Source organism: Ornithinicoccus halotolerans, from assembly GCF_009602535.1.
Taxonomy (GTDB): domain Bacteria; phylum Actinomycetota; class Actinomycetes; order Actinomycetales; family Dermatophilaceae; genus Ornithinicoccus; species Ornithinicoccus halotolerans.
Map to the genome: position 1 here is coordinate 1 of NZ_WIQI01000113.1, position 8,081 is coordinate 8,081.

An 8,081-nucleotide genomic window follows, 5' to 3' on the forward strand; every position below is an offset into this window, starting at 1 on the left:
CAAGCCAACGAACGCAATCGTGCTCATCTACCGTCCTCCTCGCAGTCCACGCTCAACGGTCGTACGTCAACGGGAGTAGGTCAGCCTCCAGCTCGCCCGCAGCTGAGCCTCCAGCTCGCCCGCAGCTGAGCCTTCCGCCCTGGCCAGGCACCCGACCCGGTCACCCGCCGACAGTTGTGCTCGGGACCTACCTTGGCAGACCCCCGGACCGGCCGGTGCTCAGACCAGGTCCCGGGGGATCTCCCGCTCCCAGCTCTGCGAGTAGACGCGCGGGTTGCCCCGCTGCTCGTCCAGCTCGTAGGCGTCCAGCTGGGCGCTGACGAGGAAGTGGCTGGTGGTGCAGCTCAGCACCGTGCGGGTCACCACCTCGGTGCGCCAGTCGTCGCGCTCGAGCCGCCGGACGGTGCGGGTCTCGCCGCGGACCGAGGTGACGTCGTTCCACCGGAAGCTGTACCACTCGCGGGTGTCCCGGTGGATGACGGTGCCCGTCTCATCGAGGCGGAAGGTGCCCTGGTCGTTGACCACCTCCAGCGTCGAGATGTCGGTGACCAGGTCCCGCGTCACCCGCCAGTGGTGCTCGCCCGTGCCCAGCGTGGTCGTCTCCAGCGGCGGGGTGCCCTCGGGCTCGCCCAGCGGCCGCAGCCGCTCGTCCTGCTCGCGCCGGGGCCGCACCGGCAGCCGCAGCGAGCTGACACCGGTGCGGATGGTCACCGAGGCGGCCTCCGGGGACGGCCACACCAGCGGCCAGTAGGAGGTGGACAGCGACAGCCGCAGCCGGTGCCCGGCGGGGAAGCGCTGCGCGATGCCGTTGAGCGGCAGCTCGACCTGGTAGCGGCGGCCGGGCTCCAGCGGCTCGGGGTGCTCGCTGCCGTCGCGGTGGGTCAGGTTGAGCACGCCGTAGGTGACCCGGGTGGCCTCGCCACCGGGCGCCACGTCGGAGAGCCGGGCCGCCAGCTGGGCGACCGGCCGGTCGGCGCTCACCTCCAGCGTCAGGGTCGGCATGCCGAGGATCTCCACGTCCTCCAGCAGCGGGTCGGTCTCGAAGACGAGCGCGCCGCCGTCCTCCTCGCGTTGGTCGTAGGGCAGGTCGGGCACGGCCGAGTAGGAGGCCCACTTGCCGGCGAACATGCCCACGCTCAGCGGCGACTGCAGCGTGACGTCGTGCTGCTCGACGTCGCGCTCGGGCACCGGGCCGCTGTCACCGGCCGCGTCCTCCGGCGCGTGGTCGTGCCGGATCAGCCTGGGCGGCCCGCCGCGCTCCACCAGGTGGTGGCGGGTGAGCACCAGCTCGTGCTCGCTGGCCCCGGGCGGCGGCCAGTCGTCCTCCCCGACCCACCGGCCGGGCCGGTCCTCGTAGGTGGCCTTGGGCGAGATGCTGTCCTGCATCCACGCCCGCAGCATCGGCTCCTCCTCCAGGCCGGTGTCGATGCCCTTGAGCCAGTGGTCCCACCAGCGGACCACCTCCTGCAGGAAGCCGATGGCCGGTCCGGGCACGCCGACGTGCGGGTACTTGTGGCCCCACGGGCCCACCAGCCCCCGGCGCGGGACGTCGAGGTTCTCCAGCAGCCGGAAGATGGCGTTGGTGTAGCCGTCGGCCCACCCGCCGACCGCCATGACCGGGCACTGCACCCGCGAGTAGTCCTCACAGACCGAGGCCGGCTTCCAGTAGTCGTCGCGACGCTGGTGCTCCAGCCACTTCTCCAGCCACAGCCCGCTGCCGCGCAGCCGCTCGTGCCACATCTCCCGCCAGCGGTCGCCGACGATCTCGGGGTCCGGCGGGAGGCTGTTGAAGGCGAACATCACGGTCGCCTCGGACAGGTTGTCCGCCAGCAGGCAGCCGCCCATGTAGTGCATGTTGTCGACGTAGAGGTCGTCGGTGGCCGAGGCGCTGATCACGGCCTTGAGCGCGGGCGGGGCCAGCGCCGCTACCTGCAGCGCGTTGAACCCGCCCCAGGAGATGCCCATCATGCCGACGTTGCCGTCGCACCAGGGCTGCTCGGCCAGCCAGCCGATGACGTCCTCGGCGTCCTCGTGCTCCTGCGGGCGGTACTCGTCGACGAGCACCCCGTCGGAGTCGCCGCTGCCGCGCAGGTCCACCCGCACACTGACGTAGCCGTGGCCGGCCAGGTACGGGTGGTTGACGGCGTCCCGTCCGCGGGTGGCGTCCCGCTTGCGGTAGGGGATGTACTCCAGCACCGCCGGGACCGGGTTGCGCTCGGCGTCGACCGGGCGCCACACCCGCGCGGCGACCTGCTGGCCGTCGCGCAGCGGGATGAAGACGTTCTCAATGACCTCGATCTCGTGCGGCAGCTCGGTGACGGACCTCACGCAGTGGCCTCCGGCAGCGACACGTCCTCGGGGGCGGCGGTGATGTCGATCGGCAGCATCGCCGTGACCTGCTCGAAGCGTTCGGTGATCCCCTCGTGGGAGTCGGCGCCCAGGTAGACGCTGCCGAGAATGTAGTTGTACTCGTCCTGGTGCGGCAGCTCCGAGAGCCGGTCGCCGGGCTCGACCTGCAGCGAGACGCGGGTGCCAGGGAAGCGCTCGTCGACCCTGGCGAACTCCTCCTCGCCAGGGACCCGGGTGACCACCCCGTCGCTGTGGTGCATGATCGCGCACTTGGCGGCGACCTCGTAGCGGCCCTCCCGGCTGGGCAGCGCCGGCCGCCGGCCCAGCGCGACGTCGATCGCGACCTCGTGGTTGGTGGAGCCGTCCACCAGCAGGAACAGCTCGCTGTGCGACTGCGAGATGCGGGTGTTGACCTCGATCAGCCACAGCTTGTCGGTCTCCTGGTCCCACATGTACTCGACGTTGAAGGCACCGTCGTCGTAGCCGATGTGGCGCAGGAACCGCTCGGCGGTGTCCACCATGCGCTGCTGCACCTCCTGCGGCACGGTCGCGGCCGGGTAGTCCAGCCGGGCGATGCTCTCGCCCGCAGGGTCCTTCAGCATGTCGAACATCCCGTGCACGTGGAACTGGCCACCGGACACGGTGCCCTCCGGGGCGGCCTGGATGCCGGTCATGACCTGCTCGGCCAGGCAGCTGTTGCCGCCGGCGCCGTGGAGCTCCTCGGGCAGGTCCACCCGGGCGAGCACCTGGTTAAAGGCGTCGCCCAGGTCGGTGATCTCGGCCCGGATCTCCGCGACCGCCTTCGCCAGGCTCTCCTCGTCGGTGACCATGAAGCCCAGCGCCGAGGAGTGCGCCTTGACCGGCTTGACCCAGAACGGGAACGGCAGGTCGATCTGGCCGCGCACGTCCTCGGCGAACGGGTCGAACGCGGTGAAGCCCGGCACCACCTCCGGCACGCTGGCGCGCTGCTCCAGGCGGCTCCAGTACTTGTGCTCGCACTTGAGCATGCTCACCAGCGAGGGGGCGGGGATGCCGTGCTCGGAGGCCAGGATGGGGGCCATCACCGAACTGGGGAAGTCCCAGTGGCTCACGATCGCGTCCACGGTGGCACCCGACTGCTGGAACTCGGCCAGCTCGGCGCGGGCCTGCTCCAGCAGGTCGTCGATGTCGTAGTCGGTCTGCAGCACCAGCCGCTCGAAGTCGAGCAGCCCGTGGAAGGTGAACTCCTCGGCACCGCGCATGCACTCCAGCTCCCGCCGGTGCAGGTCGGTCAGTCCCAGGACGAAGACGTTGCGGCGGCGGCCCGCCGTGGGCGTGGTCTCAGCCATGGGTGGGACGCAATCATGGCCGCGGAGGCGGTGCAACCGGACCAGGTCAGCCGGGCCGGGACCGTCCCGGCGGTCCGCCGGCCGCTACGCCAGGTCCTCGACCTCGCCCCACAGCCGCAGCCGAGACAGCCCGCCGTCGGGGTAGACGTCCAGCCGGGCGTGGGTGGCCGGCACCGCGGCCTCGGCGAGGAAGAGGTGCCGGGTGTCGGGGACGACCGCCGTCCTCGCCAGCACGTCGGTCCACGCGGAGGCGTCCGGCAGGTCCAGCCCGCCGTCGCGGGCGTCGGCGACCGAGACCCGCACCCACCCGGGGGCGTTGCCGACGTAGTAGCCGGTGTCCACCTCCAGCCGGCGGATAGTGCCGGGCCGGCCCAGCGCGAAGACGGCGAAGTCGTTGCCCTCACCGCGGCGCCGGGCGTTCTCCCAGCCCTCGCCCATGGTGCGGGCCCGGCCGGGCATGATCAGCTGCACCGGGGAGGAGTAGAAGGCGTCGGAGGTGTCCACCAGCCGGCCGCCGTTCTCGGCCGCGACCAGGTCGACGGTGCCGGTGAGGAACCGGGGGTCGGGCACCACCTCGCCGTGCACCCGCAGCCGGGCCACGCCCCCGTCGGGGTAGATGGACAGCCGCACGTGGGTCCAGCGCCGGTCGTCGTCGACCTGGTAGTAGTTGCGCCGGTCGCCCTCGCACGCGGAGCGGGCCACCAGCGGGTGCCACTGCAGGTCCGGCACGTCCGCCGCCGCGGGGTAGCCCTCGGCCGCGGCCGCCTCGACGGAGATCTCCGGCGGGTAGTTGCCCCGGAACCAGGCCGTGTCGACCACGACACCCCGCACCATCCCGGGCGCGCCCAGCCGCACCACGGCCCAGTCGTGGCCGGGCTCGCGGCGCCGGCGGGTCTCCCAGCCGTCGTACACCTTGCCCTTGTGGCCGAACTCGTGCGGGTCGAACGCGGGCGCCCAGGGGTTGATGAGGTTCTCCCGCTGGGCGAACAGCTCGTCGTTGGCGGCGACGACGCTGGCTCCCAGGGTGCGGCTGGCCAGGTCGATGAGCCCGGTGAAGCTCGGCTCCTGGGCGGGGGTCTCGGGGGTCATTCCTCTCCTTCTGCGGGTGCTGCCCCGGTGCGGCGCAGCAGCCGGCCGTGGGGGTCGGTGGTGACGCGTGTGCCGCGCAGGTAGGTGGCGCGCACCCGGCCGTGCAGCTGCTGGCCGGCGTACGGGGTGACGCGGTTGCGGTGGTGCAGCTGCGCGGGGTCGACGGTGAGCCGCTCCTCGGGAGCCAGAACGACCAGGTCGGCGTCGGCGCCGACCGCCAGCCGGCCCTTGCCGGCCAGCCCGGCCAGGCCGGCGGGGCGGGCGGCCATCCAGTCCACGACCCGCTCCAGGCCGATGCCCCGGGCCCGGGCCTCGGTCCAGACCACCGGCAGCGACACCTGCAGCGAGGAGACCCCGCCCCAGGCGGCGGCGAAGTCGCCGGACGGTGGCTGCTTCAGCTCGGCGGTGGCCGGCGAGTGGTCGGTGACGACGGTGTCGATGACCCCCTCCAGCAGCCCCCGCCAGAGCGCGTCCCGGTTGGCCGCGTCCCGGATCGGCGGGCAGCACTTGTAGGCGGTGCCCCCGTCGGGGACGTGCTCGGCGGCCAGCGCCAGGTAGTGCGGGCAGGTCTCCGCGGTGACGCGGACCCCGTCCTCGCGGGCGGCGGCGATGAGCGGCAGGCAGCCGGCGTCGGACAGGTGCAGCACGTGCACCCGGGCACCGGTGCGGCGGGCGGCCGCCAGGACGGCGGCGACCGCTCGCCGCTCCGCCTCGGGCGGCCGGGAGGCGAGGAAGTCGGCGTAGCGCGGCCCCGGCCGGGCGGGCGCGGCGGCGACCACGGCCGGGTCCTCGGCGTGGACGATCATCAGCGCGTCCAGCCCGGCGAGCACCGCCAGGTCCCGCTCCAGCTCCTCCGGCGACAGCGGCGGGAACTCCGGCACCCCGGAGTCGATGGTGAAGCACTTGAAGCCGAACACGCCGGCCTCGTGCAGCGGCTGCAGCTGGTCGGAGCTGCCGGGCACCGCCCCGCCCCAGAAACCCACGTCGCAGAACACCCGGCCGCGGGCCACGGCCCGCTTGGTCTCCAGCGCCGCCACGGTGGTGGTGGGCGGCAGCGAGTTCAGCGGCATGTCCACCAGCGTGGTGATGCCGCCGGCCACGGCGGCGCGGGTCGCGGTGGCGAAGCCCTCCCACTCGGCGCGGCCCGGGTCGTTGACGTGCACGTGGGTGTCGACCAGCCCGGGCAGCAGCACCTCGTCGGCGGTGAGCTCGCGCACCTCGGCGCCCCGTAGGACCGCGCCGAGCGGCTCGACGGCGGTGATGCGCCCGTCCAGCACGCCGACCTCGACGGCCCGCACCCCCTCGGGGGTCACCGCCTCGCGCGCCCGGACCACCAGGTCGTAGCTGCTCCGGTCCGGCGGCCGGGCCGCTACCCGTGCCGCGGGGTGGCCCTGGGCGAACCCGCCGTCCTGCGTCGTGGTGCTCATGCGGCCTAGTCCAGCAGAGCCACCGCGGTCGGCGCATCGTCGCGGCCCCGCGCCGGCTCCTCGAACTCGGTCACGGTGTCCAGGTCGGCGCCCATCGCGATGTTGGTGACGCGCTCGAGCACGACCTCCACGACCACGGGCACCCGCAGCTCGGCGGCCATCGCCTGCGCCTTCCCGAACGCCTCGGCCAGCTGCTCCGGGTCGTGCACCCGCAGCGCCCGGCAGCCCAGCGCCTCGGCGACGCGGACGTGGTCCACGCCGTAGCCGCCGGCGACGGGGTCGGTGCTGTTGATGTTCTCGAAGGCGAGGGAGACCTCGTAGTCCATGTCGAAGCCGCGCTGCGCCTGCCGGATCAGCCCCAGGTAGGCGTTGTTGACCACGACGTGGACGTAGGGCAGCCGGTGCTGGGCGCCCACGGCGAGCTCCTCGAGCATGAACTGGAAGTCGTAGTCGCCGGAGATCGCCACGACCGGCGCGTCCGGCCGGGCGCGGACCACCCCGAGGGCGGCCGGGCCGGTCCAGCCCAGCGGCCCGGCCTGGCCGGCGTTGACCCAGTGCCGGGGCCGGTAGACGTGCAGCAGCTGGGCGGCGGCGATCTGGGACAGCCCGATCGTGGTCACGTAGACGGTGTCCGGGCCGAACGCGCGGTTCATCTCCTCGTAGACCCGCTGCGGCTTGATCGGCGCCTGCGTGAAGTGGGTGCGGCGCAGCAGCGTCCCCTTGCGCGCGGCGCAGGCGCGCACCCAGCTGCGGCGGTCGGGCAGCACGCCGGCGGCCCACCGCTCCCGGGCGACCTCCAGCGCGGTCGCCAGGAACGCCCGGGCGTCCGAGACGATCCCGTAGTCGGGGGCGAACACCCGCCCGAGCTGGGTCGGCTCGATGTCGACGTGGACGAAGGTGCGGCCCCGCCGGTAGGTGTCCAGGCCGCCGGTGTGCCGGTTGGCCCAGCGGTTGCCGACGCCCAGCACCAGGTCGGACTCCAGGAACGTCGCGTTGCCGTACCGGTGGGCCGTCTGGATGCCGACCATGCCGGCCGCCAGGGGGTGGTCGTCGGGGATGGCGCCCCACCCCATCAAGGTGGGCACGACCGGCACGTCGAGGGTCTCGGCCAGCTCGACCAGCAGAGCCTCGGCGCCGGCCAGCAGCACGCCGCCGCCCGCGACCAGCAGCGGCCGGTCGGCCCGCTGCAGCAGGTCGAGGGCCCGCTCCACCTGGGCGCGGGTGGCACGGGGCCGCTCGACCGGCAGCGGTGCGTAGGTCTCCGGGTTGAACTCGATCTCGGTCTGCTGCACGTCCAGCGGCAGGTCCAGCAGCACCGGGCCGGGCCGTCCGGAGCGCATCAGCTGGAAGGCCTTCTGGAACGCGCCGGGCACCTGGGCACCCTCCTTGACGGTGACCGCCCACTTGGTCACCGGGGCGGCGATGCTGGCGATGTCGACCGCCTGGAAGTCCTCCTTGTCCAGCTTGGCCACCGGTGCCTGCCCGGTGACCGCCAGCAGCGGGACCGAGTCGGCCCCGGCGGCGTACAGCCCGGTCACCATGTCGGTGCCGGCCGGGCCGGAGGTGCCGAGGCAGACCCCGATGTTGCCCGCGGCCGCCCGGCTGTAGCCGTCGGCCATGTGGGAGGCACCCTCGACGTGCCGGGCGAGCACGTGGGAGATCCCGCCGTGCCGCCGCATGGCGTCGTAGAACGGGTTGATCGCGGCGCCGGGCAGCCCGAAGGTCTGGGTGGCGCCCTCCAGCTCCAGGACGGCGACGGCGGCGTCGACTGCGCGCATGCGTGGCATCGGATGCTCCTTGGTCGTGCGGCGTGGGTTGCCGCTAGTCGCGGCCGGAGAGGCTGGCGATGAGGTGGAACAGGGCGGAGTGGTCCAGGTCGCCGTGGCCG

Annotated in this window: 5 protein-coding genes; all 5 read right to left on the reverse strand. The window is 73.4% G+C overall.

Annotated elements, in window-relative coordinates; all coding sequences use genetic code 11:
- Positions 1–219: 219 nt before the first annotated feature.
- Complete coding sequence (locus tag GFJ45_RS13960) at positions 220–2,328, reverse strand: CocE/NonD family hydrolase (RefSeq protein WP_153398254.1); 2,109 nt, start codon at positions 2,326–2,328, stop codon at positions 220–222.
- Positions 2,325–3,677 carry an ATP-grasp domain-containing protein gene (locus GFJ45_RS13965; protein WP_153398256.1) on the reverse strand — a complete coding sequence of 451 codons (1,353 nt, stop codon included), beginning with the start codon at positions 3,675–3,677 and terminating at the stop codon, positions 2,325–2,327. Before GFJ45_RS13965 ends, GFJ45_RS13960 begins: the two co-directional genes overlap by 4 nt.
- An 84-nt stretch (positions 3,678–3,761) precedes the next feature.
- The gene (gene alc, locus GFJ45_RS13970; protein WP_153398257.1) at positions 3,762–4,766 is read right to left on the reverse strand and encodes an allantoicase; all 1,005 of its coding nucleotides are present in this window, start codon (positions 4,764–4,766) and stop codon (positions 3,762–3,764) included.
- Positions 4,763–6,193, reverse strand: coding sequence for an allantoinase AllB (gene allB / locus GFJ45_RS13975; RefSeq protein ID WP_153398259.1), 1,431 nt, complete (start codon positions 6,191–6,193; stop codon positions 4,763–4,765). Before allB ends, alc begins: the two co-directional genes overlap by 4 nt.
- A gap of 5 nt (positions 6,194–6,198) precedes the next feature.
- Positions 6,199–7,980, reverse strand: coding sequence for a glyoxylate carboligase (gene gcl / locus GFJ45_RS13980; RefSeq protein WP_153398261.1), 1,782 nt, complete (start codon positions 7,978–7,980; stop codon positions 6,199–6,201).
- Positions 7,981–8,081 lie beyond the last annotated feature (101 nt).